Below are 20,470 nucleotides of genomic sequence, written 5' to 3' on the forward strand. Positions count from 1 at the left end.
TGAGCCTAACCGGGCGGGGCGCAGCCGTCCGCGCAGGCGTCCGGGGCGGTGTCCCCGGCGGTGCCCGGGCCGGTGTGCGTCCAGCCGTCCTCGGGGTGGTACGACCAGCCCTCGCCGCTGGTGTACACCCGGCCGCCCCAGCCCGTCGCGGCGGCGCCGCGGCCCCACTGCGCCTCGCGGTAGCGCGCGGCGGCGAGCACGGCGGCCCGGGCGACGGGGGCTCCGGCCCGGGTGCCGAGGCGGTGCGCCAGCGGGCGGTAGTCGGCGAGGGCCCACAGGCAGACCAGCCAGGCGGCGTCGTCCCGGTACACCTGCCCGGAGTCCCCGACGACGGTGATCTCGCGCAGCGTCGCGGTGTGGTCGAGTTCCGGGAAGCGGCGCCGGGCCTCCTCGGAGGCGACCGGGACGAGGTCCAGCGGCACGATCTGCCGCTGTCGTTCCAGCCAGCGGCGCACGAAGGAGCAGAGCGAGCAGTCCGGGTCGTACAGCACGGTCAGCAGGCGGACCGGCACCGGGGCCGCCGGAGCGGCCCCGGTCGCCGGGGTGCGGTCCACGGCGGTCACGCCCCGGGCCGCGCGGGGGCGGTCCAGCCCTGCGGGCGGACGGGCGGCACCTGCTCGCGGTCCATCACGCCCCGGCGGCGGATCTTGTTGAGGACGTAGACGTTGGCCAGGTGCAGCACCCCGAGGACGAGCAGGACGACACCGAGCTTGACCGACAGCGCCTCGAAGAGCTCGCGGGCGTCGCCGACCGGGTCGGCGTTCTTCAGGTACAGCGCGACGAAGCCCAGGTTCACGAGGTAGAAGCCGACCACCAGGAGGTGGTTGACGGCGTCGGCCAGCTTCTCGTTGCCGTGGAGCACGTCTTCGAGGAAGACCTTGCCGGCCCGGCTGAGGGTCCGGGCCACCCACACCGTCAGCGCGACGCTGATGAGCAGGTAGATGACGTATGCGACGACCGTGAGGTCCATGGGTCCCACCCTTTTCGAACGTGTTCAAAACCCGTTGCCGATGACTGTAGACCTGTTTTTGAACATGTTCAAGGTGGGAAGTGCGGTACCCCACAGGGCCCGTGGAGCCGCCGCGCCGCGCGGCCGGTCGCCGCCGCGTCGCCGTCAGCCCTTCACCGCCCGGTCGGCGACCGCGACGGGCGCGGCGGTCCCCGCGCGGGCCGCGCCGATCGCCCGCACCCCCGGCACCGCCGCCGTCGCCAGGCAGGCGGTCGCCACGAGCGCCGCCGAGACCCACAGCGGGACCGCGGGGCCCCACAAGCCCTCGGCGAGCGGGGCCAGCGCGTAGCCGGCCGGCATCGCGGCGAGCGACAGCAGCCAGTCGTACGAGGTGACCCGGGCCAGCGCCTGCGGGGGCACCTGCTGCTGGACGACCGTCTCCCAGACCGGGTTGAGGTAGCCGAGGGCGGTCAGCGCCAGCCCGTACGCCGCGACGAGCAGCGGGGCCGGTGCGGCGAGGGCCAGCAGGGCCGACGGCAGCGCGTACGTCGCCAGGCCCAGGTTGGCGACGAGCACGGGACGGCGCGGGCGGGCCCGCGCGGCCAGCAGGGAACCGAGCACGAGCCCGACGGCCCCGGCCTCCAGCACCCAGAACCACACGCCCTCGCCGCCCAGCCGGTGGATCGCCACCCCCGGGCCGAGGGTGGTCAGGACCGCGGCCGCGCCGTTCCACGCGGCGTGCGCGACCAGGCTCGTCCAGTACCAGTCACGCGAACGGACCTCGCTCCAGCCCTGCTTGAGGTCGGCGAGCATCGACGCGCGGGGCAGCGGCGTCCGTTCGACCCGCAGCACCGCCAGCAGCGCGGCGCTCACCGCGAAGGAGGCGGCGTCCAGCACGAAGGCGAGGCCGGGGCCGGCGGCCCAGATCAGCGCCGCCGCGACTGCCGGGCCGCACAACCGGGTCACGCTGCTCGCCACTCCCAGCAGGGAGTTGGCCCGCTGCCGGGCCGCGCCGTCGGTCACGGTGCCGGCGACCAGCGGCGACTGGGTCGGCATCGAGAAGGCGGAGGCGGCGCCGCCCACCGCTTCCGCGAGCGCGATGGGGACCAGCGACGGGTCGCCGCCCAGCAGTTCGAGCCCGACGAACAGCTGCGCGGCGCAGCGCACGAGGTCGGTGGCGAGCGCCACGCGGCGGGCGTCGAAGCGGTCCGCGACCACCCCGCCGAGCGGGAGGAGCAGCAGCTTCGGCACCAGCGCGCAGCCCAGGACGAGGGCGAGGGCCGAGACGTCGCCGGTCGCCCGGGTCACGGCGATGACCAGTGCGGCGGGTACGAGCCCGTCGCCGAGCAGGGACAGCGCGCGTCCGGCGAACAGCAGCCGGAAGCCGCGCAGCCGGAGGGGGTGTGTGGGCGTCATGGCACGCCAATGTATTTCGGCACCGAATCATTCGCCACCGAAATATATTGCGCCGTACGATTCGGCCATGGAAACCGATGCCGAAACCGTCGCCCACACCGCGGCCGAAACCGTCGCCGACACGGCCGCCGAGGGCGCCGCTGTGGAACGGGACTGGACCGACGGGCACGTGGAGCGCTGGCTGCCCGTGCTGCCCGACCTCGACCCGGACATCGAGGGCGCCGTCACCCGCATGAAGCTCGTGACCAGCCACCTGCGCAAGGTCCGCGAGCAGTCGCTGGTCGACTTCGGCCTGCAGCGGCACGAGTTCGACACCCTGCACGCCCTCGCCGGGCGGGGCGGCCGCGCCGCCCCCTCCGAACTCGCCGCCGACCTCGACCTGGCCCCCGCCTCCGTCACCGGCCGGCTCGACGCGCTGGAGGCCCGCGGCCACGTCCGGCGCACCCACTCCACCGCCGACCGCCGGCGCATCGACGTCGAGCTGACCGGGTCCGGCCGGGCCACCTGGCTCGGCGCCATGGACGTCCTCGGCCACGAGGAGTACCGGTTGCTGGGGACCCTCGACGCGGACGAACGCCGTCACCTCTCCGACCTGCTGCGACGCGTCATGGTGAGGGCCGAGGGCGGCTGAGCACAGGATCCGGGAAGACCCGACATCCTGTGCGAAATTTGTGAGCGTTCACCGCTGACAGGCTGCCGAACCGCCGAGTAGCTTTACCTTCTCTTCGGCACGCAACCGCTCCGTCACTGCCGAAGGCCCGACCTGGGGGCAGCATGTTCAACGAGGACCGCTACCTGACCCTCCCCTCACCGCGGGGACCCTTCCCGGGCTTCCCCGTCGCCGGGGGCGTGGGACTCGCCACGCCGTCCGGCGACATGCGCCGCCCGGGGGCCGTCTGGCTGATGGGGCCCCTCACCTTCGGCGTGTACTGGCTCGTCTGGTACTACCGGGCCAACAAGGAGCTGCGGGAGTTCGACCCCGGCATCAAGGTCCGTCCCGCCCTGGCCGTGCTCGCCGTGAGCCTCGGCGCGCTGCTGCTCGTGCCCGCCGTCGTGTCCCTCTACAACACCGGCTGCCGCATCGCCCGCGCCCAGCGCCGCGCGGGCCTCCACAACACGGTCTCCGGCCTCAAGGGGCTCCTGCTGGCGCCGGCGTTCGGGCTGACCTCCTTCTACTACCAGGAGCAGCTCAACCAGGTCTGGGTCGCCCGGAACTGACGCTCAGCCCGTCGCGCGGTCGTCCGCCGGCAGGTCCGCGGCGTGGCCTGGACGCGTGAACTGCTCCGTCACCTGGATGAACGCCGCCTTCAGGTGCTCCGGGATGCCCAGCGCGTCCGCCGCCTGCGCGGCGGTCATGCGCGGTCCCGCGGAGGTGCCGCCCGCGGGGTGGGCGCCGGGCCGGGGGAGGTCGTCCTCGCTCAGCTTGCCGGACCGGACGAGCACGTCCCGTACGGGGATGCCGAGCGCGCGGGCGAGCCCGCGCATCGTCTCCAGGTCCGGCATGCTCTGCCGCTGCAGCAGCCGCGTGATGGCCGCGCGGTGCACCCCCGCGTCGTCCGCGAGCTTCGACTTGCCGCCGCCGCGCGGGCTGTCGATGTCGTACCCCCGGCCGCGCATGAGGCCTTCGATCCAGTCGGCGAACTCTTCGATGTGGTCGGCATCGCTCGGCACCTGTGGGGCTCCTCCCTCTCGCATCTTCACGATAACCAGCGTGCGCGTGCGAAATGTACCGTTGCGCGCTCGCATCGGTGAAGATCCCGTGTCCGGGTCGTCCCTGGTTGCCGCGGCGCTACCCGTGGCACCTCGAGGGGGTTCTTCGAGGGGGGCTCCCGGAGGACTCTCCGCGGGGCCCCGGAGAGGTTTGGCATATGCCGCAGGCACCAGCCTCCGGCCTGCGCCGGCAACAAATTTGTTGCGAGCGCGATCGCAACATGCGAAAGTATGTTCGAATTCGAGTCGTCGACGTCGGAGGGTCCGACCGCCGTGTCCTTACGTTCCCCGCACGATCCCCAGCCCCCGCGAGCCCCCGCCTGCGCCGGCCTGCCACCCTCCGTGGTCTTCGCCCGGCGCACCGGGGAGGCGATGCCGGCGCTGCTCGCCTGCGCCCGGTGCCCGATCCGCGCGACGTGCGAGGAGGTCGTCGACCCCGAGCACAGCTGGTTCGACGGCGTCTGCGCGGGCCGTCTGTGGCGCAACGGCCGGGTGATCGCGGCGGCGCCGGCCCCCGGCCTGTCCGCGTGAACCCCACCGCCGTCCACGACGAAAGGAATCGGCACGTGACCTGCAACCTCGCCATCGAGCACACCGCCCGGGCCGCCCGGTGGCTGGACATCCTCCGGCGTCAGTTCCCCGAACTCGTCCGCGAGCTCGTCCCCGGCAGCCCCGGCTCTTCGGCGATGTCCCGGGACCCCCTGGCGCCGGAGGCGCTGCGCTCGCTCGCCGAGCGCGACCGGGAGGACCGGGCCGACCGCGCGTGGGTGCTCGGCGGGGGCTCCGCCCCGCTGCGGCTCCATGTGTCCGACGCCCTCCGGGACATCACCGACGGCGTCGTCGAACTGGAGGAGGCCGTACGGGACAGGCTCGGCCTCGGCCGGGCGCGCCGCGCCCCCGTCCCCGAACGCCTGGGCCGGATCGCGGGTCTGCTCGACCGGGTGGCCGGGCATCCCGTCCTGGCCGCGCACGTCCTCGACGAATGCCGTCGCATGGCCCGCCGCTGCCAGTCGGTGCTGGGCGAGACCGAGGTCCTGGTCCGGGTCGACGGACGCTGCCCCTGGTGCGACTCGGTCTCGTTGCGGGCGCTTCCCGCCCGCCGGGCGGTGCTCTGCGTGAACCCCGGGTGCCGCTGCACGGACGAGGGCTGCGGCTGCGCGGACGACCCCGCGCGCCGCCACACCTGGGCCGAGACCGCGTGGGGTCAACTCCCCCTGGACCCGGCGGCGATCGCCGGACTCGTGGACCGGGAGGCCGAGTGAGGGGCGCGGCGCTCCCGGGACCGACGCTGATCAATGGTGAGGCCGCCGCACGCGAGACGGGCGTCGTCCCGGCCACGATCCGCAAGTGGGTGCAGCTCGGGCACCTGGCGGCGGCCGGCCGCAACGGCCGGGCGAGCCTGTACCGGCTGGAGGACGTGTTCGCCGCCGAGCGGAGGGCGCGTGGCCGAAAAGCGACCATCCGGCGCCCCTGACGCCACCACACCCCCATGCATCGCCCCGCGTACCCGAGGAGGTACGCGGGGCGCCGTCGTGTCCGGGGGACCGGCCGGCGTCAGGTCATGCCCGCCCCCGGCAGGCCTCGGGGCGGACGCCGCGGTCGCTTCGGCCGGGGAGCGGGCACCGGTCCCCGCGGGGCGGGCGCCGCGTCGGGCGCCGGGTCGACGAGCCGCGGAAAGCCCCCCGGGCGGGGGCGGGCGGCGCCGTCCTCCCGCTCCGTTCCCGCTTCCTCCCCGTACTGGTCCATCGCGTCCTGCCAGCCGTGGGCGTAGGCCCGCAGGGTGATCTCCTCCAGGTGGGAGCGGGTGACGGCCACGAGCCCCCCGGGCAGGCAGGCCTGGACGATCTCCTCGATGAGCCCGCGGGCCTCCTCCTCCGTCAGGAACCGGGCGGCGGGCGGAGCGGCGGGCCGGGCCTGTTCCTGAGCGTGTTCCTGCGTGCGCTGCCGTACCCGGTGCTCCACCGGTTCGTGCATGTCCTCCGTGCCTGGCACGGCACTCCCTCCCCGTTGCCCCCTGGTGCCGGGCGGCGGCCGGGCGCCGCCCGGCACCAGACGTCCTTCAAACACGTGTTCACCACTTTGAGGCGTCGTCAATCCTCGTGCGGCGTGGACGGGCGACGGAATCCGGCCAACGCGCGGACATTCAAGTTGCGTGCGCGAGCGCAATCAATCACCATGGATGCAGCGGCGGAGCTGTGCCCGGGACTGGGCCGGCCCGCCGCTTCGTGCTGGACGGCGGCCTTCCGCCCGTACCGCGGAACGCGCCGCCACCGACCGGAAGGAGCAGAACCCTTGGCCAATCCGCCCGTCTTCCCCGATGTGGAGAAGCTGGTCGTCGACTTCCTGAAGGCCCGCCCCGAACTGACCGGGGCGAGTGTCGACAACGTCGCGCCCGCCGGCTTCGACGGCACCCAGCCGGTCGTCCTGGTCTCCCGCGCGGGAGGGGCCTGGATCGACGACGCGCACCTGGACCAGCCCCTGGTCGACCTGGAGGTCTACGGCCCGACCAAGACGGCCGCCCACACCCTGGCCCTGTCCGCCAGGACCGCGCTGCAGGCGCTGCGGGCGACGGCCTACGGGACGGCCGTCGTCACCGACGTCGTCGAGGCCGACGGCCCGCGCTGGCTGCCCGACTGGAACCGGGCCGCCGCGAACCGCTACTACTCCACGACGCGGCTGTACATCCGGCCCGCCTGAGCGCGCACCGGCGCTCACCCCTGATCAGGCCCCGCCGTCCGGCGGGGCCTTCGTCATATCCGCATCCCTGACAAGGAGCCCCACATGGCAGGCAACAACTCCTCCGAGATCCGCGTCGCCGGCACCGGCCGCATCCTCGTCGCCCCGGTCGGCACCGCCGCCCCGGTCGACACCGTCGTCGCCTGGGCCGCCGCCTGGAAGGACCTCGGCTACACCTCGCCCGACGGCATCAAGTTCAACAAGAAGGACAAGCTCGACCCGGTCGAGACCTGGCAGTCCGTCAGCCCGGCGCGGTTCATCTACTCCGACCGCGACCTGAGCGTGAAGTTCCAGCTCCTGCAGCTCAACGAGGACACCCTGCCCTTCTTCATGGGCGGCGACACCGTGGCCGCGTCCGGCACGGAGTGGAAGTACGACCTCGCCGGCGCCCCGAAGTTCAACGAGAAGGCGATGGGCATCGAGTTCACCGACGGCTCCAACACCACCTACCGCTTCGTGATCCCGCGCGGCCAGGTGACCGAGACCGAGGAGATCACGCTCAACCGCACCTCCTCGGTCAAGCTCGGCGTGACCTTCACCGCGCTCGCCGTGGACGACGTCAAGCCGCTGGCCACGATCCTCATGAAGGACGCCTCCTACGCGTAGGCGTCCCACTCCCGCAGCCGGGGCCGGTGGCGCCATGCCACCGGCCCCGCCCCCGTTCCGCACGTCCCGCACGTCCCGTTCCACCCACCACCCATCACAGAGGGGACCCGCCATGGCCGGTTTCGACGTCAGCGCAGCCAGGGCCCAGCGCCTGGAGGCGCTCGGCCGCTCCTGGACCTTCACCGTCGACGGTGACACCTTCGAGCTCCCCACCGAGCTCACCCGCTCCACGGCCCGCGAACTGCGCGCCCTGGACGACAACGACGTGGACGGACTGCTCCAGCTGCTCCTGGGCGAGCGGCAGTTCGACCGCTTCGACCGCCACGAGGTCACGATGCAGGACATCGCGGCCGTCCTGGAGGCCTACGGCAAGGAGACCGGGCTCGGCCTGGGGGAAGGCTGAGCCTCGGCGGGTTCGTCGACGAACACGCCGAGGCGCTCGAGGCGGACCTGCTCCGCCACTACGGCGTGGACCTGCTGGACTGGCACCGCGGCCGGCTGTCCTCCCGCCGGCTCGCGGTGCTGGTCCGGCACCTGCCACGCGACAGCGCGACCCTGCGCCGCATCCACGGTGAGGCCGCCGACTGGTCGGTGGGCGACCACCTGCTCGCCGGCGTGGTCGACCACCTCGCGGAGGCCAACTGGATGTTCGCCACCGTCAACCGTGACGAGGACGCCGAGGCGCTGGAGTACCCCCAGCCCGTCCCGCGTCCCGGGGCCGGGGCCGGAGCGGCCGGGGACGAAGCCCCGCCGCCCCCCGGGAACCCCACGCCCGCCCAACTGATCCGCTTCTTCGCCTGAGGGGTCCATCCATCCGTGACCAGTTACACGGCGCTCAGCGCGCTTCCCTTCCCGCAGCCCACCGACAGTGCCGACCTGCCGGCCCACATGAAGGCCCTCGCCGACGCGGCGGACGGCCGCACCGTCCTGCGCTTCGCCGACGCCGCGACGCGCGACGCCAAGATCACCGCGCCGGCGGCGGGCATGGTCGCCTGGCTGGCCGCCCCCGGCTGCTTCACGTACCACAACGGCACCGCCTGGGTGCGGCTCGGCGTCTGGAACGGCTACACCCCGACCTGGACGGCCACGACCACCAATCCCACGATCGGCGACGGCACGATCGCCGGGCGGTACGCCCTCGTCGGCAAGACCTGCCACTTCCAGATGACCCTCGTCCACGGCTCCACCACGACCAACGGCAGCGGCGCGTACACCTTCGGCCTCCCCGTCGCCGCCGGTGCCGTCGGCACGCTCGTCCAGTTCGTCGGCAACACCTCCAACTCCGCCGGCCGTGCCCTCGTCAGCGGCCAGCTCTCCGCCGCGTCGGGGGCCACGGGCTTCACCGTCTGGGCGCCGGGCTCGACCACGGGGAACACCCTCGGCCAGCTCGGCAGCGGGGGCGTGTTCGGAACGGCGTTCGCGAGCGGGAGTTTTTTGCGTCTGAGCGGGACGTACGAGACGGCGTAGGGCCCGTGACGGCTCTGGGGCGCGCCGGAGGACTAGCCCAGGACGATCAGCGCCAGTGAGAGGAGGAGCGCGGTCGCGGAGCCGATGACAAAGGCCAGCGCCACCCTGCCGTTCGTCATCCGGTCCGGGGTCTCGACGTTGACCGGCTCTCTCGGGTCGTAGACCACATCGAGAAGGCCGCCTGTGCGGACGGGTGCGAAATTGAAGGGGCCAATACTGGTCCTTATGGTTTCCCCGGCGTCCGTGGTGAACTGTACGAGAAGCTGAACACTGCCGTTGGGACCGCCGCCCGTGTTCACGCACGTTGCCGTGGTCCGAATCCCGCGCTTCCTCAGCGCGCGACCCCCTCGGTAGATCCGTAATGACAGCCAGAGAGCGAGGGCCGACAGAGCGGACACCGGAATCGGCGGGCCGTACATTTTCCCCCCTTGTGGGAGCCTCAAGGTCTGTCGAATGAACGACGCTCCAGTCTGGGCTTGCTGGTTGCATATGTCAAGTGCCCTTTGGGCGTCCATCTTTAATGGGAGGGAAGCGTCATGACGAATCACTCGATCGATGAGGTGTACAGTCAAGTAGCAGACATAAGGGGCAAATTGGAGACGGGGGGTGGTATGGCCACCCAGGCTTACATCGACGGAAAGTTCAAGGAGCAGAAGGCGGGGGGGCTCACCAAGGAATACGTCGACCAAAAATTCAAGGACGCGAAGGAAGAGCCGACCCAGGCGGAGAACTGGGCCAAGTCGATCGGCTTCGGGCTGGATGGAGTGGTCAAGGGAATCCAGGACTTCAAGGCCGACTCGGTGGCGGCCTGGTCGACATTCGCGGCTATGTTGACCGGCTTCGCCGTCACTACCCTCTTCGACACCGAGAAATTGAAGGCATCGCTTTTGTCGAAGGCTCGGCTCAAGCACGATGATAACGGTATTCCGCGCCTGCGGAGAGATTCGGAGCCGGCGGTTCAAGCCCCGGTGACGGGAATTGATGTTGAGCGTGTGAAAACCATGCGGAGCGCGTCGATCGCCCTGTCCAGATCTCTCAGTGATCTCACCAAGGAACTGAACGACGCTGCACGGCAGATGGCCTGAAACGAACTGGAGTACACATGTCTCTTTCGAGAAGTGCGAACACGGCCGCGGGATCGCTCGCGCGCTTTCGGGGCGCGGCCTCCCAAGCGGTTACGGCCGCGCGCCAGATCCAGTCCTCGACCGCGGGGGCCGGGCCCTCGCTGGACAGGATCCGCGGCGGCTCCGACCGGCTGAACACCTCGCTGGGCAGAATGAGGTCGGCGGCAGCCGGCGGCGGCTCCGGCCTCGACAAGGTGAAGTCGTCGGCGGTGGGAGCCGACGGGGGGATGGGGAAGGCCAAGGGAGGGGCGGACAAGTTCAAGACGTCGCTCGACAAGCTCAAGGGTTCGTCCGGCAAGGCCGAGGGGGCGCTGCGGGAGGTCAAGCAGCAGGCGGACGCGGTCGAGAAGTCCGTCGGGAAGGCCGGCAAGAACGCCGACCGGGGCGGGAAGTCCATGGGGGGTCTCGGCAAGGGGCTCAAGGGGGCCTCGCTCGCGCAGCGGGGGCTCAACCTCGCGATGGCGGCGAACCCGTTCGGGCTGGTCATGGCCCTGCTCGCGCCGATCATCTCCCAGTTCATCAACATGGACAAGGTGTCCGCCGCCCTGGCGAAGGGCGTGAAGTGGGCCTGGAACACCATCCTCGGCGCGATCAAGTCCCACGCGGGCCCCATCAAGTCGGTGCTGCGGGGGATCATCAACGCCTTCACCGCGCTGCCCCGCGCCTACATCAGCGGCATCAACTACATGATCTCCGCGCTGAACCGGGTGCACGTGTCCATCCCGGGCTGGGTGCCGGTCATCGGCGGCAAGTCGTTCTCGATCCACATCCCGCAGATCCCCAACATCCCCGCCCTCGCACAAGGCGGTGTCGTCCCCGCCCGCGACGGCGGCACGCTCGCGCTGGTGGGTGAGGGCGGTGAGGCCGAGGCGGTCATCCCGCTCAGCAGGCTGGAGCGGATGCTCGGCGCGGGCGGCGGATCGGCGGCGCACATGGCGCGGCTGGCCGCGGCTGTGGAGAGGCTCGCGGAGCGGCCCGTGCTCGTCCAGGTGGACGCGCAGACCATCGCACGGGCCGTGGCCCTGGGCAACAGGCAGCTCGCGCGGCGCTGAACCGCGCTCCGCCCTTCGTACGGATTCGACGCCGGCGACCGTGTCGCCGGCTTTTTTCATGCCCTCACGGCAAGAGACGAGGTGACACATGGGCAGGAACCTGTGGATCGGACCGCCCGGTTCGCTGTACGAGATCGACCGCGCGGCGCGGACCTTCGACCGCAGCGCCGACCTCGGCGTGTCGGAGTTCACGTCGCTCGGCGGCCGGGTGACCGTCGTGCGCAACGTGCGCGCCAACCGCCGGACCAAGCTCAGCTGGGACACGCTGGAGCCCGCGCAGGCCAGGGTGCTGGACCGGCTGGCCCGCCGTACCGACGGCGCCGGCCCGGTCGCGCTGCTCGACCCCGCGGCGGCCAACATGCTGGACGGCCTGCAGGCGGCGGGACGGGGGGAGCCCGGAAGCCCGGGGCTCGCCCAGTGGTTCCTGGTGACGGGCGGCGGGACGGGGGTCGTCGTGGAATCGGCCTCTCCCGGGGTCTTCGCCTTCACGGCCTCGGACACCGCGGGCAAGGTCGCCTGGCGCCACCGCTACTGGGGCAACTTCCCCGTCGCGCCGGGCACCCGGATCTCCTTCCGGGCTCCCACGGCGATCGCCGCCCTGCCGACGTGCGCGGTGATCCTCGACTTCAAGAATGCGGCCGGCTCCTACCTGTCGTCCTTGTCGGCCAACGGCCCCTACACGGCCGGGACCGTGCCCGCGGGCGCCGCCTTCGTGACGCCCTGCGCCAGGCCCGGCACCACCGGTACGTACGCACTCGCCGGGGCCTGCCTGTCCTACGACGACGGCGCCGCCGACGGGATCCCCGGCGACGGCTGCCCCGCCATGGCGGTGACCGGGTACAGCGACGCCCCCGCCCAGCCCCTGCCGTACCGCGGCGTGAGCATCGACCTGGTGGAGGTGGCCGGTGCAGCGGGCTGACGACGACCTCGCCACCGCCCTCGCGCGGGGCGAGCGGACCACGTCCCACTCCACCCGCTTCGGCGGCCAGGAACTCGGCGCCCAGGTGCAGTCCTGGAGCGTGGACCGGTCCTACGCGACCGACCTGCCGGAGGCGATGCGGGCGTTCTCCGGCAGTGCCTCCGCCCAGGCCGAGTTCGAGATCTCGGGCGCGGCGCTCACCACGGCCGAGCACCTGCAGGGCCGGCCCGACCGGTCCGGCCCGCAGCTGTACTCGCCGTGGGCGCCCAGGACCACGGGAGACCTCGTGCGTCCCGGGCAGTCCGTGGTGCACGCCGCGGGGCTCGACGGGAACGACCTGTCCGCCTTCCGCGGCACGGTCCGGTCCCGCAGCGCCGCCTCCGGCAGCGACACCGTGAAGGTCACCGCGCTGGACGGGGCCGAGCGGCTGCGTGGCCCCGCCGTCCTGCCGAAGCCGTACATCGGGTTCTTCCGCAAGCGCCCGGTGTCCTCGGTGACCTGGTGCGTGGACGAACTCCTCCGGCAGGCGGGACTGCACAGCTCCCCGCCCGCGCGCTACCCCGAGTTCGTGGAGGGGCAGCCGCTCACCCTCGTGCACGCGACGCTGCACGGCGGGTTCACCACGCCCTACGGCCAGCCGGAGGTGCTGCCCGATCCGCGGAACTACACGTGGACCCGGCAGGACGCGCCGCACGAGATGGCGCTGGTGCCCACGGGCCTGGAACCGGGCACGACGGGCCTGACGGCCTCGTGGTTCCCGCGCAGCCGGGTCACCGTGCCGGGCAGCCGGCTGCTCGCCGAGGCGTGGGTCAACAACGCCGTGGGCATCGGCGACACGGTGGAGATCCACCTCCAGCTCAACCGCACGGGAACGGCGACGGGGACCCTGCGCCTGGTCGTCGACTTCGCCGCCGGCACCGTCCGCATCCACTCCGAGGGCTCGGACCCCCAGGGCTACTGGTACTTCGAGTGGTCGTGGCCGGCGCTCAGGGCCCAGCGGGGCGTCTGGCACATCGGCGCGTTCTTCGACACGACGGGCGCCGGCGGCACGGTCTACCCCACCGTGCAGCCGCGGCTGACCGCACCCGACGGAACGCACCTGCTGGGGCCCGCGGCCACGTACGTCCAGCCGCCCGGCGTCCAGAAGTCCTCCGAACTGGACCAGGTGCGGCTCGTGACCACCATGGCCGTGGAGTCGCTGCAGGTGACCTCCGGGCTGGCGGCCATGCCGGTCGCGGCCGACTTCGGCCAGTCCGGCACATGGACCAAGGGCGCCGTCCTCGACGACGCGGTCCTCCCGCTGGTCTCCGTCCCCCGGGTCTCGGGCTCGCAGTGGGACGTGCTGACGCAGATCGCCAAGGCGACCATGGCGACGGCCGAGTTCGACGAGCACGGCGTCTTCCGCTGGCGCAACCACACCCGGTTCGCCCAGCCCCCCACGGCGGCCGACCTCACGCTCACGACGGTGCGGGACATCGGCGCGCTGACCGTCACCGAGGAGATCGACGCCTGCCGGAACTACTGCGTCCAGCCCGCCAAGGACTGGTCCAGGACCGGCGCGGCGACCGGGACCGTCTACGACGACAGCACCGTCCGGGAGATCCCCGCGAACCGGTCCGTCACGGTCAGCTACGTGATGGCCGAGGAGGAGTTCGACATCGGACCGCCGCTGACCGACGACGACTCCGTCACCACCTCCGGGTCCTCCGTGCGTTTCGCGACCTCGCCCGCGGCCGGGGCGACGGCGGTCAAGGGGGCGGTCGACGTCCTGACCCGCCGTGAGGACGGCTACCTGGTGGTGCGCTTCAGCAACCGCAGCGCGCAGACGCTCTACACCGTCACGAAGACCGGCGAGCCGTCCGTCCACCTGGAGACCCTCAAGCCGGCCGACGACCCGGCCGAGCGCTACGCCACCTCGTGGGTGGCGGGTACCGCCGGCGAGCGGTTCTACGGCCGGCAGGAGTACTCCGCCGAGCCGACGGACTGGGTGCAGGACCTGCGGGGCGCCCAGTCGCTCGCGGACGCCATGCGCAGGGCGGGCGAGTACCCCGTCCCCGTCATCGGCGACGTCGAGGTGCTCCACGACCCGCGGATCCAGCTCGGCGACGTCGTGCGGCTGGTCGACACCCATGGCGCCCAGCTGGACACCCTGGCCTGGGTCACCGGGATCAAGACCGCGGCGACGGCGGCCGGCGGGGTGCGGCAGACCCTGACCCTGCGCGGGACCACGCCCAACGGGGTCCCCGCGGACTCGGGGCTGACCCCCGACGCCCCGGCGGACCCGGTGACGGCGGTGTGGCAGACGTACGCCCAGGTGGCGGCCGCGTGGCCGACCCTCGCCGAGGTGAAGGCCGACGGCCGGACCTGGCGGGACGTCAAGGAGGGCACCCATGCCTGAGAACACGCCCGGCACCGTGCCCGTCACCCTGACGGACGACCAGTTCCAGCAGCTGGCCGACACGGTGACGACGGAACTCGCCGGATACCTCGGGGTCGGCGTCGGCGCGGGGTACGGGCCCGACCACCCGGTCGCCGTCACGGTCAGCGACGGCCCGCCGCCGGAGGGGCAACCGGGGCCGCCGTCCCCGGAGGGCCCCGCCGAGGAGGAACCCACCCCGTACACGAAGACCGCCGAAGGCGGCGGCGTACCCGACCCCGCGACGGAGGCGACGGCGTGACCACGCAGTACACCCCGATCAGCAACCTGCCCTACCCCCAGGCCACCGACGCCGCCGACCTGCCCGCGCACCTCAGGGCGCTGGCGGAGGGCGTGGACGGCCGTACCGTGATGCGTTTCGCGGACGCGGCCTCGCGCGACGCCAGGGTCACGGCCCCCGTGGCCGGCATGGTCGCCTGGCTGACGACCCCGGGCCGGCTGGTGCAGTACACCGGGACCGCCTGGGTGCCGGTGGGAGCCGTACCGGTGTTCCGGGTGAACCTGGACGGCGGCACCACGACCTCGACGACCTACGCGGAGACGCTGACCGACGCGGTCGGCGACCCCATGGCGGCCGCCTTCACGGCGCCCGCCTCCGGCCAGGTCATCGTGACGGTGGGGGCCTACATGTGGAGTTCCGGGACGTACAGCTCCTTCATGTCCGCCACGGTGCGCAGGGCGTCGGACAACGCGGTGTTCCTGACGACCAGCGACGACCGGGCGGCGCTGGTCACCAACACCGGCCGGGCGTCCTCGTCCAGCCAGTTCCTCGTGACGGGCCTCACGGCGGGCGCCGGCTACACCGCCACACCCGCCTACCGCTCCGGCAACGCGGTCAACACGGCCACCTTCGACACCCGCTTCATCCGGATCGACCCGCTGATGTAGCGGCGCCGAGCGCCCCCGCCCCGAGCCCCGGACCGCCGTGCACACGGCGGTCCGGGGCTTTCCCGTTCCACCCCTTCCACCCCATCAGATCCGTCCCCCACCAAAGGAGGAACCATGGCCGCACCCGTCTCCGCGACGGCATTCCTGGCCGCTCTCGACGCCGAAGGCGTCACCGTCGCCGGGCACGGCGACTGGCGCACCCACCACCGCAACGCCGTCGGCGCCTGGGGCCCGGTGCACGGTGTGATGCTGCACCACACCGCCGGCCGGGACAGCGTCGGGCTCTGCCGGACCGGCCGCCCCGACCTGCCCGGACCGCTGTGCATCGGCGTCGTCGCCAAGGACGGCACCGTGCACCTCGTCGGGTACGGGCGCACCAACCACGCGGGAAGTGGTTCGAGCGCCGTCTACGAAGCCGTCCGCGCGGGCCGCCCGGTGCCCGCGAGGCCGGGTGCCGACACCGTCGACGGCAACGCCCACTTCTACGGGTTCGAGATCGAGAACCTCGGCGACGGCCGCGACCCCTACCCGGCCGCCCAACTGACCGCCGTGGAGCGGACCGCGGCCGCCCTGTGCCGGGCGCACGGCTGGAGTGCCGCCCACGTCGTCGGGCACAAGGAGTGGACCCGGCGGAAGATCGATCCGAGCTTCTCGATGCCCGCCATGCGGCAACGCGTCGAGAAGCGCCTGGGAGCCCGCCCCGCACGCACGTACGAGCCCTTCCCGGGGGCGGCCTTCTTCCGGGCCGGGCGCCGCAGCGACGTCGTCACCGCGATGGGGAAGCGCCTGGTCGCCGTCGGCTGCGGCCGCTACCGGCAGGGTCCCGGCCCGGAGTGGACCGAGGCCGACCGCAGCTCCTACGCCGCCTGGCAGCGCAAGCTCGGCTACGGCGGGGCGGACGCCGACGGGATCCCCGGCCGCACCAGTTGGGACGCCCTGCACGTCCCGAGGAAGGAGACCGCGTGACCGACGCCGACCGCCGTACCGTCCGCACCCTCGTCCAGACCGGCGTCGCCCTCGCCGCCGCCGCGCCACTGCTGGTGGACGCGACCTGGCCGGGCACCTGCACCGTGCTCGCCGTCGCGGCGGGCGTCACCCGCGTGATGTCCCTCGACGCCGTCGAGCGGCTGCTGCCCTCCTGGCTGAGGAGGTGCGGCGGATGACCACGCATCAGGAGGGCACCCTCGGGGTCGCCCTCGAACTGGAACGCCTGCGCCGCTCCGTCGACGTCGGCTTCGCCACCACGCGGGGCGACCTCGCCCTGCTCCTCCAGCGCGCCGACCAGACCGACAAGGTGCTGGGCGAGCACGAGGAGCGTCTGGAGGCGCTGGAGCGTTCCCGCTGGCCGCTGCCCGCCGTGGCGGCGCTCACCGGGCTGCTGGCGCTGGTCGTCGCCGCCTACGGGATCTTCGCCCGGTGACCCGCGGGCCCGGGCCGCGCGACGGCGGCCTCAGCGGGCGCGGCTCGAGCCGCGCCCGCGCCGCCGCGCGTCCCCCCGGGCGGCGGCCGTACGCTGCGGCAGCGGGCGGCGCCTGATCGCCAGGACGAACGCCGCCACGGCCGCCACCAGTACGGTCTCCGCGGCCGGTCCGACCCACGAGGACCCCTTCGACCCGTCGGCCTCCGCCGCGGGGCGCGGGCCGGGGCCGTCGGCCGGCGGCCCGCCGGCCATCGCGCGCGCCTGGCTCAGCGTCGGCACCAGCTCCCCGACCGGCTCCACGCGGCCCACCGCGTCGAAGCCCCAGTCGAGCAGGTCGGCCGCCTCCTGGTACACCTCGTCGTAGCCGGACTCCGGGTGCATCACGGTCACCAGCAGCGTCCGCCCGTCGCGTTCCGCGGCGCCCGTGAAGGTGTTCCCGGCGTTGGTGGTGTAGCCGTTCTTCACCCCGATCATGCCGTCGTAGTCGCCGAGCAGCCGGTTGGTGTTCTGGATCTCGAAGCTCGCGCCCTTCTCCCCGGGGAAGCGGGCGACCCGCGTGGCGCAGTAGTGCCGGAAGTCGGGGTTCCGCAGCCCCGCGCGGGCGAAGAGCGTCAGGTCGTACGCCGAGGAGAGCTGGCCGGGCGTGTCGTAGCCGTCCGGGCTCACCACGTGCGTGTCGTTCGCCTGCAGCTCCCGCGCCCGCGCCCGCATGTCCCGGACGGTCTTCTCGACGCCGCCGTTCATCGAGCACAGCACGTGCACCGCGTCGTTCCCCGAGCGCAGGAACACCCCGAGCCACAGCTGCTCGACCGTGTAGCTGATCCCCGCCTCGATCCCGACCAGACTGCTCCCGGCCCCTATGTCCGCCAGGTCCGCGTGCGTCACCTGGTGCCGGGACCGCCGGTCGAAGAGCGGCAGCAGCGTGTCCGCGAAGAGCATCTTCAGCGTGCTGGCCGGCGGCAGCCGCCGGTGCGCGTTGTACGACGCCAGGACGTCACCGGAGTCGGCGTCCGCCACGATCCACGACAGGGAGTTCGTCTCCGGCAGCTTCGGCGCCCCCACGGCCACCTGCACCCCGTGCAGCCCCAGCCGCTCGCCCCCGACCACGGATCTGCCGGCGGCCACCGCCTTTCCGGCGGGGAGCAGCGCGGCAGCCACGCCGAGCCCGAGGACGGCACGTCGCGGCGGTGTGGGGGGTGTCGCGGCCATGGGGGGACGGTACAAGCTGCGACCCCCCACGGCCGAACCGGGCCCACCCCCGTGCACACCGGTCGGCCCAGCGCACGGGGGGTGCTTGCGCCGGACGGGGGAAGCGCGGGGCGCTGTCAGAGGGCGGTCCTACGCTCGGTCGGGACGGGGAACGTGGGGTCGCCGCATGGGGGTGGACGGTGAGCGTGATCGTGTGGGGGGACGGCGGGGGGCCGGCCGTGCCCGGGTACGGGCTCGGGGTGGCGCAGCCGCTGGGCGGGGTCACCGCGCAGCTCGGCATCCGGGACGGGCGGGCCGTGCTGGGGTGGCGGAACGCGGCGGGCAAGGCCCTGAAGGGCGCCCCGGGGGCCGTACGGCGGGAGTACGCCGGGGAGTTGACGCGGCTCAGGACCGCCGTCAGGGACATCGACCGGACGCTGGCCGCCGAGACCGGCCGGCTGGACCGGCTGTTCCCGGAGCGGCCCGCGTGGCCGTACGCCGTCTGGCGGGACGGGTTCGCCGGCCACCCGCTGCTCGGCACCCTCGCCCGGCGGTTGCTGTGGACGGTCGACGGGGTCGCCTGCGGCTGGGCCGGGGGTGGCCTGCGCACGCTCGACGGCGCACCGGTCCCGGCCGGCGCAGAGGGCGTCGTCGTCGCGCTGTGGCACCCCCTGGGGCGCGAGCGCGCGGAGGTCACGGCCTGGCGGGAGTGGCTGGAGCGGCACGGCGTCACCCAGCCCTTCCGGCAGGCCCACCGCGAGGTGTACGGCCCGGCCGACGCCGGACGCCTCTTCGCCACCCCGCACGTCCTGAGGCGGCGGCGGTTCGCCGCGCTGGCCACCGCCCGGGGCTGGCGCCACCTCCCGCTCCCACCGCCCGGGGACGCCCTCCCGCCCGCCACGCGCGAACTCCCGCAGTGGGGGCTGCGCGTGGAACTGCCCCTCCAGGGCCTCGACGGCGACGGCGACGACCCGGCCCTCTGCGGCGGCCCCGCGCTCGTCGCGGCGGACCGGGTGCGCTTCCTCCCGCTGGACGCCCCCGCCGGGCGGGCCGACCCGTTGCCGCTCACCGGCGTCCCGCCGCTGGTCCTCAGCGAAGTCCTGCGCGACGTCGACCTGTTCGTCGGAGCCGCCGGCATCGGCAACGACCCCACCTGGCAGGACGGCGGCCCCGAAGGCCGGTTCCGCGCCTACTGGACGTCCTACGGCTCCGGCGAGCTGACCCCCTGCGCCGAGACCCGCCGCGACGTGCTGGCCCGCCTCGTGCCGCGCCTGGCCGTCGCCGGCCGCTGCGCCGTCGACGGCCGCTTCCTGCACGTCCGCGGCGACCGGCACACGTACCGGATCCACCTCGGCTCGGGCAACGTCCTGATGTCCCCGGGCGACCGCCACCTGTGCGTCGTCCCGCCCGCGACCGCCGGCGCGGTCCCGGGCCCCCTGCCCTTCGAGGGCGACCCCATGCTGCCGGTGATCCTCGCCAAGGCGCTGCTCCTGGCCCGCGACACGGAGATCACCGACCCGACGATCGTGAGCCGGCTGTGAGACGCGTACGGACCCTCGAGTACTCGCCCTGGGAGGACCCGGGCCGCATCGACCTCATCGCCCGGCTCACCGCGCGCGGGGACGCGGCCGAGCTGGCCGGGCAGTTGCTGTCGGCGCCGGAGTGCGAGGGGTACGGAGCGGTGTCCCTGCTGAGGGCGATGCCCCAGGAACTGCGGTTCACCCTCGCGGGGCTGCTCGTCGAGCGTGCCAACGCGCCCGGTTCGACGCCCGACCGGTACGAGCGGGTCACGGTGCTGCTGGCCGCGGTGTCCCGGGGCTTCGTGCACGACGCGTGGTGCGCCCTCTGGAACGACATGCTGGAGGGCATCGCCAGGCGGTCCTACTGCTTCAACTACGGCGACGAGATGCCCGTCGTCGCGGAGGCCCTGCTCGACGCGGGACGTCCGTTGTCGGCGGAGGTCGTCGGGATGATCCGCCGGTGCGCGCACCACGGCCTCGACTGGGCGGAACTCCTCCTGGACCGCCTTCCCGAGCCGCCCCTCAACCCCGGCGAGCCCTGGTCCGACCGCGTCCTGGCCGAGCTGCCGGCACTCGGCGCCCGGTGGCGGCGGCTGATCCCGCACCTGCGCGCCGCCAAGCCGGGCCCCGGCGCGCGCTGGGACCGGGCGGCCGCCGGGATCCTCGACGGCGTCGGCCCCGAGGCGGTACGCCGCACCGCCACGCCCTGGCTCGCCCTCGCGACCCACGGCGGCAGCGCCGAAGCGGGCGCCCACGACCCCTGGAACGTCTCCGCCGTACGGGGCCTGGCCTGGCTGCTGTCGTCCCCGGCCGTGCCTCCCCACCGGGAGACCGTCCGCGTCCTGGGCGCACTCGTGGAGCGGTCCCCGGTCAAGACCGTCGTCGCCGGTGCCGGCGTACGCGCCCTGGCCCGGCTGGAGGGCGGCGCCGGACGGGAGGAACTGCGCAGGCTCGCGGGGCGCGTCGACCACACGACCACCCGCAAGCAGATACACCGGGCGCTGGCCCCGTGAACGCCCGAGGGCCCCGCGGCCCGGC

At 73.4% G+C, this 20,470-nt stretch carries 28 protein-coding genes; 21 read left to right on the forward strand and 7 right to left on the reverse strand.

Going from position 1 to position 20,470, the window contains the following annotated elements; all coding sequences use genetic code 11:
• Positions 1–5: 5 nt before the first annotated feature.
• The 3 genes from ACZ7MY_RS30860 to ACZ7MY_RS30870 all read right to left on the reverse strand — a co-directional run bounded on the left by ACZ7MY_RS30860 (position 6) and on the right by ACZ7MY_RS30870 (position 2,365).
• Positions 6–554, reverse strand: a complete 549-nt coding sequence (locus tag ACZ7MY_RS30860) for a thiol-disulfide oxidoreductase DCC family protein (protein WP_499606562.1) — start codon at positions 552–554, stop codon at positions 6–8.
• A gap of 5 nt (positions 555–559) precedes the next feature.
• Entirely contained in the window at positions 560–970 is a 411-nt protein-coding gene (locus ACZ7MY_RS30865; protein ID WP_499606563.1) for a hypothetical protein, read from the reverse strand.
• A gap of 144 nt (positions 971–1,114) precedes the next feature.
• Positions 1,115–2,365 carry an MFS transporter gene (locus tag ACZ7MY_RS30870; protein WP_499606564.1) on the reverse strand — a complete coding sequence of 417 codons (1,251 nt, stop codon included), beginning with the start codon at positions 2,363–2,365 and terminating at the stop codon, positions 1,115–1,117.
• A 67-nt stretch (positions 2,366–2,432) separates the two neighbouring features.
• Between ACZ7MY_RS30870 and ACZ7MY_RS30875 the strand changes: the two genes are divergently transcribed.
• Together ACZ7MY_RS30875 and ACZ7MY_RS30880 are read left to right on the forward strand one after the other, a co-directional pair.
• Positions 2,433–2,996 (forward strand): MarR family winged helix-turn-helix transcriptional regulator, encoded by a 564-nt coding sequence (locus ACZ7MY_RS30875; protein WP_499606565.1) that lies wholly within the window; start codon positions 2,433–2,435, stop codon positions 2,994–2,996.
• 143 nt (positions 2,997–3,139) lie between these two features.
• Positions 3,140–3,583: a DUF4234 domain-containing protein gene (locus ACZ7MY_RS30880; protein ID WP_499606566.1), complete on the forward strand. Its 444-nt coding sequence runs from the start codon at positions 3,140–3,142 to the stop codon at positions 3,581–3,583.
• A 3-nt stretch (positions 3,584–3,586) separates the two neighbouring features.
• On the opposite strand, the gene ACZ7MY_RS30885 is transcribed toward ACZ7MY_RS30880, so the two are convergent.
• Positions 3,587–3,982, reverse strand: coding sequence for a helix-turn-helix transcriptional regulator (locus tag ACZ7MY_RS30885; protein ID WP_499606657.1), 396 nt, complete (start codon positions 3,980–3,982; stop codon positions 3,587–3,589).
• Positions 3,983–4,348: 366 nt separating this feature from the next.
• Here ACZ7MY_RS30885 and ACZ7MY_RS30890 point away from each other — a divergent pair, with 366 nt between their 5' ends.
• Genes ACZ7MY_RS30890 through ACZ7MY_RS30900 form a run of 3 tightly spaced genes read left to right on the forward strand, consistent with a single transcriptional unit; the run spans position 4,349 to position 5,549 of the window.
• The gene (locus ACZ7MY_RS30890) at positions 4,349–4,606 is read left to right on the forward strand and encodes a WhiB family transcriptional regulator (protein ID WP_499606567.1); all 258 of its coding nucleotides are present in this window, start codon (positions 4,349–4,351) and stop codon (positions 4,604–4,606) included.
• A 35-nt stretch (positions 4,607–4,641) separates the two neighbouring features.
• Positions 4,642–5,337, forward strand: coding sequence for a hypothetical protein (locus ACZ7MY_RS30895; protein WP_499606568.1), 696 nt, complete (start codon positions 4,642–4,644; stop codon positions 5,335–5,337).
• Positions 5,334–5,549 carry a hypothetical protein gene (locus ACZ7MY_RS30900; RefSeq protein ID WP_499606569.1) on the forward strand — a complete coding sequence of 72 codons (216 nt, stop codon included), beginning with the start codon at positions 5,334–5,336 and terminating at the stop codon, positions 5,547–5,549. The genes ACZ7MY_RS30895 and ACZ7MY_RS30900 overlap by 4 nt, the downstream gene beginning before the upstream one ends.
• 80 nt (positions 5,550–5,629) lie before the next feature.
• Here ACZ7MY_RS30900 and ACZ7MY_RS30905 read toward each other — a convergent pair whose 3' ends face one another.
• Entirely contained in the window at positions 5,630–6,067 is a 438-nt protein-coding gene (locus ACZ7MY_RS30905; RefSeq protein ID WP_499606570.1) for a hypothetical protein, read from the reverse strand.
• A gap of 300 nt (positions 6,068–6,367) precedes the next feature.
• On the opposite strand from ACZ7MY_RS30905, the gene ACZ7MY_RS30910 reads away from it, so the two are divergent.
• From ACZ7MY_RS30910 to ACZ7MY_RS30930, 5 genes are all read left to right on the forward strand, one after another.
• The gene (locus tag ACZ7MY_RS30910; protein WP_499606571.1) at positions 6,368–6,772 is read left to right on the forward strand and encodes a phage tail termination protein; all 405 of its coding nucleotides are present in this window, start codon (positions 6,368–6,370) and stop codon (positions 6,770–6,772) included.
• A gap of 84 nt (positions 6,773–6,856) precedes the next feature.
• Positions 6,857–7,417, forward strand: coding sequence for a phage tail tube protein (locus ACZ7MY_RS30915; protein WP_499606572.1), 561 nt, complete (start codon positions 6,857–6,859; stop codon positions 7,415–7,417).
• A 112-nt stretch (positions 7,418–7,529) separates the two neighbouring features.
• On the forward strand, positions 7,530–7,820 hold the full coding sequence (locus tag ACZ7MY_RS30920) for a hypothetical protein (RefSeq protein ID WP_499606573.1): 291 nt from the start codon (positions 7,530–7,532) through the stop codon (positions 7,818–7,820).
• A 65-nt stretch (positions 7,821–7,885) separates the two neighbouring features.
• A complete protein-coding gene (locus tag ACZ7MY_RS30925; RefSeq protein ID WP_499606574.1) occupies positions 7,886–8,218 on the forward strand; it encodes a hypothetical protein in 333 nt (110 codons plus the stop codon).
• A gap of 15 nt (positions 8,219–8,233) precedes the next feature.
• Positions 8,234–8,884, forward strand: coding sequence for a hypothetical protein (locus ACZ7MY_RS30930; protein WP_499606575.1), 651 nt, complete (start codon positions 8,234–8,236; stop codon positions 8,882–8,884).
• A 32-nt stretch (positions 8,885–8,916) separates the two neighbouring features.
• Here ACZ7MY_RS30930 and ACZ7MY_RS30935 read toward each other — a convergent pair whose 3' ends face one another.
• Positions 8,917–9,051, reverse strand: coding sequence for a hypothetical protein (locus ACZ7MY_RS30935; protein WP_499606576.1), 135 nt, complete (start codon positions 9,049–9,051; stop codon positions 8,917–8,919).
• Between the two features lie 369 nt (positions 9,052–9,420).
• On the opposite strand from ACZ7MY_RS30935, the gene ACZ7MY_RS30940 reads away from it, so the two are divergent.
• The 9 genes from ACZ7MY_RS30940 (at position 9,421) to ACZ7MY_RS30980 (ending at position 16,724) form a co-directional block, all read left to right on the forward strand.
• Positions 9,421–9,969, forward strand: coding sequence for a hypothetical protein (locus tag ACZ7MY_RS30940; protein ID WP_499606577.1), 549 nt, complete (start codon positions 9,421–9,423; stop codon positions 9,967–9,969).
• A gap of 191 nt (positions 9,970–10,160) precedes the next feature.
• A complete protein-coding gene (locus ACZ7MY_RS30945; protein WP_499606578.1) occupies positions 10,161–11,060 on the forward strand; it encodes a hypothetical protein in 900 nt (299 codons plus the stop codon).
• 88 nt (positions 11,061–11,148) lie between these two features.
• Positions 11,149–11,979 (forward strand): hypothetical protein, encoded by an 831-nt coding sequence (locus ACZ7MY_RS30950; protein ID WP_499606579.1) that lies wholly within the window; start codon positions 11,149–11,151, stop codon positions 11,977–11,979.
• Positions 11,966–14,377 carry a hypothetical protein gene (locus tag ACZ7MY_RS30955; RefSeq protein ID WP_499606580.1) on the forward strand — a complete coding sequence of 804 codons (2,412 nt, stop codon included), beginning with the start codon at positions 11,966–11,968 and terminating at the stop codon, positions 14,375–14,377. Before ACZ7MY_RS30950 ends, ACZ7MY_RS30955 begins: the two co-directional genes overlap by 14 nt.
• A complete protein-coding gene (locus ACZ7MY_RS30960; RefSeq protein WP_499606581.1) occupies positions 14,370–14,657 on the forward strand; it encodes a hypothetical protein in 288 nt (95 codons plus the stop codon). Before ACZ7MY_RS30955 ends, ACZ7MY_RS30960 begins: the two co-directional genes overlap by 8 nt.
• Positions 14,654–15,304 (forward strand): hypothetical protein, encoded by a 651-nt coding sequence (locus tag ACZ7MY_RS30965; protein ID WP_499606582.1) that lies wholly within the window; start codon positions 14,654–14,656, stop codon positions 15,302–15,304. Before ACZ7MY_RS30960 ends, ACZ7MY_RS30965 begins: the two co-directional genes overlap by 4 nt.
• 114 nt (positions 15,305–15,418) lie before the next feature.
• Positions 15,419–16,270 carry a peptidoglycan-binding protein gene (locus ACZ7MY_RS30970; RefSeq protein WP_499606583.1) on the forward strand — a complete coding sequence of 284 codons (852 nt, stop codon included), beginning with the start codon at positions 15,419–15,421 and terminating at the stop codon, positions 16,268–16,270.
• Complete coding sequence (locus tag ACZ7MY_RS30975; protein WP_499606584.1) at positions 16,267–16,467, forward strand: hypothetical protein; 201 nt, start codon at positions 16,267–16,269, stop codon at positions 16,465–16,467. The genes ACZ7MY_RS30970 and ACZ7MY_RS30975 overlap by 4 nt, the downstream gene beginning before the upstream one ends.
• Entirely contained in the window at positions 16,464–16,724 is a 261-nt protein-coding gene (locus ACZ7MY_RS30980; protein WP_499606585.1) for a hypothetical protein, read from the forward strand. Before ACZ7MY_RS30975 ends, ACZ7MY_RS30980 begins: the two co-directional genes overlap by 4 nt.
• Before the next feature lie 30 nt (positions 16,725–16,754).
• On the opposite strand, the gene ACZ7MY_RS30985 is transcribed toward ACZ7MY_RS30980, so the two are convergent.
• A complete protein-coding gene (locus ACZ7MY_RS30985; protein ID WP_499606586.1) occupies positions 16,755–17,933 on the reverse strand; it encodes a D-alanyl-D-alanine carboxypeptidase family protein in 1,179 nt (392 codons plus the stop codon).
• A 179-nt stretch (positions 17,934–18,112) separates the two neighbouring features.
• Here ACZ7MY_RS30985 and ACZ7MY_RS30990 point away from each other — a divergent pair, with 179 nt between their 5' ends.
• A complete protein-coding gene (locus ACZ7MY_RS30990; protein WP_499606587.1) occupies positions 18,113–19,453 on the forward strand; it encodes a DUF4132 domain-containing protein in 1,341 nt (446 codons plus the stop codon).
• Positions 19,450–20,445, forward strand: a complete 996-nt coding sequence (locus ACZ7MY_RS30995; protein WP_499606588.1) for a hypothetical protein — start codon at positions 19,450–19,452, stop codon at positions 20,443–20,445. The genes ACZ7MY_RS30990 and ACZ7MY_RS30995 overlap by 4 nt, the downstream gene beginning before the upstream one ends.
• Positions 20,446–20,470: the final 25 nt, after the last annotated feature.

This window comes from Streptomyces sp. NPDC111520 (genome assembly GCF_055635295.1).

Coding starts and splice junctions, on each gene's coding strand:
- ACZ7MY_RS30970 (WP_499606583.1), top strand. CDS start 15,419: ATGGCCGCACCCGTCTCCGCGACGGCATTCCTGGCCGCTCTCGACGCC.
- ACZ7MY_RS30875 (WP_499606565.1), top strand. CDS start 2,433: ATGGAAACCGATGCCGAAACCGTCGCCCACACCGCGGCCGAAACCGTC.
- ACZ7MY_RS30865 (WP_499606563.1), bottom strand. CDS start 970: ATGGACCTCACGGTCGTCGCATACGTCATCTACCTGCTCATCAGCGTC.
- ACZ7MY_RS30945 (WP_499606578.1), top strand. CDS start 10,161: ATGAGGTCGGCGGCAGCCGGCGGCGGCTCCGGCCTCGACAAGGTGAAG.
- ACZ7MY_RS30915 (WP_499606572.1), top strand. CDS start 6,857: ATGGCAGGCAACAACTCCTCCGAGATCCGCGTCGCCGGCACCGGCCGC.
- ACZ7MY_RS30885 (WP_499606657.1), bottom strand. CDS start 3,982: ATGCGCGGCCGGGGGTACGACATCGACAGCCCGCGCGGCGGCGGCAAG.
- ACZ7MY_RS30985 (WP_499606586.1), bottom strand. CDS start 17,933: ATGGCCGCGACACCCCCCACACCGCCGCGACGTGCCGTCCTCGGGCTC.
- ACZ7MY_RS30980 (WP_499606585.1), top strand. CDS start 16,464: ATGACCACGCATCAGGAGGGCACCCTCGGGGTCGCCCTCGAACTGGAA.
- ACZ7MY_RS30870 (WP_499606564.1), bottom strand. CDS start 2,365: ATGACGCCCACACACCCCCTCCGGCTGCGCGGCTTCCGGCTGCTGTTC.
- ACZ7MY_RS30950 (WP_499606579.1), top strand. CDS start 11,149: ATGGGCAGGAACCTGTGGATCGGACCGCCCGGTTCGCTGTACGAGATC.
- ACZ7MY_RS30940 (WP_499606577.1), top strand. CDS start 9,421: ATGACGAATCACTCGATCGATGAGGTGTACAGTCAAGTAGCAGACATA.
- ACZ7MY_RS30960 (WP_499606581.1), top strand. CDS start 14,370: ATGCCTGAGAACACGCCCGGCACCGTGCCCGTCACCCTGACGGACGAC.
- ACZ7MY_RS30880 (WP_499606566.1), top strand. CDS start 3,140: ATGTTCAACGAGGACCGCTACCTGACCCTCCCCTCACCGCGGGGACCC.
- ACZ7MY_RS30920 (WP_499606573.1), top strand. CDS start 7,530: ATGGCCGGTTTCGACGTCAGCGCAGCCAGGGCCCAGCGCCTGGAGGCG.